Below are 2,565 nucleotides of genomic sequence, written 5' to 3'. Positions count from 1 at the left end.
CGAAGCGGTTCAGTCCTCTTCGAGGTAGTCGACGACGAGGACGGGGACGTGCGTCGAGCGCAGGGTGCGCTCCGTCACGCTGCCGAGCAGCGCGCGGCGCACGCCGGCGCGGCCGTGGGCTCCCCATCACGATGAGGTCGATGTCGTTGTCCTCGGCGTAGCTGGCGATCACCTTGTGCGGTCGCCCGCCGGAGACGTGTTCGACGACGTCGACGCCGCGTTCGTCGCCGCGCTCGGCGACCACGCCCGTCGCCTCGTCGGCCTGATCTTTCAGCTCCCCCATCTCGTCGAACCGGCCCTGCTTGAGCCGGTCGACCTGTTCGGTTCCGAGACTGAAGTTCACCGAGTCGATGTCGACCACGTACAGCGCGTGGACCTCCGCGTCGTACTGCTCCGCGAGGTCGAGCGCGTGGTCGACGGCGGCCTCCGCGACGTCGCTACCGTCCGTGGGGACGAGGATGTGTTCGTACATTATCGCTCCTCCGTGGCTTCGTCGTCATCCACTGCGCGGTCACCGTCGCCGGCCGCGTCGTCCACTGCGCGGCCGCCGTCAGTCGCCACGTCCTCGCCGCCGTCCGCGGCGACGACGTCCTCGGCGGTCTCCTGCTGTGCCATCGGCTCGGGGCTGTGACACTGCCGGACGATCCGCTTGGTTTCGAGCGACGGTTCGTCGGTCGCCATCGAGACGACGATGGTGACGACGAACACGACCGGGAGCGTGATGAGCGCCGAGCCGATGGCGGGCATCCACGTGGCGAGCCCGGCCGACAGCGGCGCTTCGAGCGAGCTGATGTACGTCGGGACGATCTGGTTGATCATCGGGATCGACCAGAGCGTCAGTCCGGTGGTCATGCCGGCGAGCGCCCCCTGCCGGTTGGCGTTCTCCCACCACATGCCGAGGAAGAACATCGGGAACAGGACGGAGCCGGCGAGCGAGAACGCGTAGCCGACGAGCGCCGCGATCGACGACGCGGGGTTGAGCGCGGCCAGCGTGGTCAGCGCGCCCAGCGCGACGATCGAGAGGCGGCCGACGAGGATCTGCTGGCGCTGCGTCGCGTCCTCGTTGACGATGTTCGTGTAGATGTCGTGGCTAATCGCCGACGAGCCGGCGATGAACAGGCCGGCGACCGTCGCGATGGCCGCGGCGATACCGCCCGCCGCGACGAAGCCGACGAACCACTCCGGCAGCTCCGACAGCTGCGCCGCAAGCACGACGATGACCTCGCTGGCCGCGCTCGTCATGCCGGGGTCGCCGTACGTCGCGCCGACGTTCTGCGAGTAGAGATCCGTGCCGAACGCCGCGAACGCCGGGGCGCTCCAGTACAGGATACAGATGAAGAACAGGCCCCAGACGGTCGACCAGCGGGCTGTCCGTTCGCTTTCGACCGTGTAGAACCGGACGAGCACGTGCGGGAGCCCGCAGGTACCGACGATCAGCGAGAACGTCGTGGCGACCCACAGGTAGTAGCTCGACGAGGCGAACGGTTCGGAGAACTCGCTGCCGAGCTCGCTGATCAGCATCCCGTACTCGAGCTGCGGTAGTACCGTGGAGTAGCCGTTGGTGTAGCCGACGGCGAACAGCCCGAGGACGAACGCGAGGATGAGGATGGTGTACTGGACGGTCTGGTTCTTCGTGGCGCCCAGCATGCCGGACAGCGTCAGATAGCCGACGGTGACGACCATCATGGCGACGACCATCACCTGGTACCCGTCTAAGCCGGGGACGTATGCCCCGTAGTTACCGAAGATGTACAGGCCGACGAGCGCCATCCCCTTCGCCTGTCCGATGGCGTAGACGAACCCGATGAGGAACGTCGTCACCGCCGCGATGGCGCGCGCGGTGTCGGAGTTGAACCGGTCGCCGACGAAGTCCGGCGCGGTGTACTTCCCGAACCGGCGCAGCTGCGCCGCGAGGAAGATGAGCAGGATGAAGTATCCCGTCGTCCAGCCGACGACGAACACCAGCCCGTAGAAGCCGGCCAGCGCGATGGACGCCGCCATCCCGAGGTAGGACGCCGCCGACATCCAATTCGCTCCGATCGCCATCCCGTTCTCGACGTTCCCGATGGAACGGCCGGCGACCCACATGTCGTCGGTGTCGGCCACGCGGAAGACGAATCCGATCATGAGGAACAGCCCCAGCATCCCGATCACCAGGAGCGACGGCACCAGCTTGAACGAGATGTCGAGTGCCTCCGGGAGGAGGTCGCTCTGTAGGATGACCCCCGTCATTCGTCGGACCCTCCGTCGGTCGCTGCGGCCTCGGCACGGCTCTCAGTCTTCGTGACCGTGGCGTGGTCGATGCCGTACTTCTCATCGAGCGCGTCCCGCTTTCGCGAGTACCAGAACGCGAGGATGAGCGCGCTCGTCGGCGCGCCGAACGCGACGAGGAAGTAGTGGAGCGGGAACCCGAGGATCGGCATCTGGGTCGTCATCGGGCCGGGCGCGAGCCGCGTCAGGGTCACCGGACCCCACACCGCGAGGACCCATACGGCGAACCCCGTCCAGACGATGCGGAGGTGATCGCGCATAGTCGTGGGAGGCAAGGCACACAGGGGGATAGGG

General features: G+C 67.2%; 1 protein-coding gene and 2 pseudogenes (1 of these 3 running past the window's edge). All 3 read right to left on the bottom strand.

Annotated elements, in window-relative coordinates; genetic code table 11:
• Positions 1 to 9: 9 nt before the first annotated feature.
• Positions 10 to 472 (bottom strand): annotated as a pseudogene (locus BN903_RS13665) (universal stress protein).
• Complete coding sequence (locus tag BN903_RS13660; protein ID WP_048078259.1) at positions 472 to 2,232, bottom strand: VC_2705 family sodium/solute symporter; 1,761 nt, start codon at positions 2,230 to 2,232, stop codon at positions 472 to 474. The pseudogene BN903_RS13665 and the gene BN903_RS13660 overlap by 1 nt, the downstream one beginning before the upstream one ends.
• Positions 2,229 to 2,565, bottom strand: a pseudogene (locus BN903_RS13655) (DUF4212 domain-containing protein) (it continues 166 nt past the right edge of the window). Before BN903_RS13655 ends, BN903_RS13660 begins: the two are co-directional and overlap by 4 nt.

It is taken from the genome of Halorubrum sp. AJ67, assembly GCF_000513435.1.
This window is presented reverse-complemented; position numbering and strand designations above follow the sequence as displayed.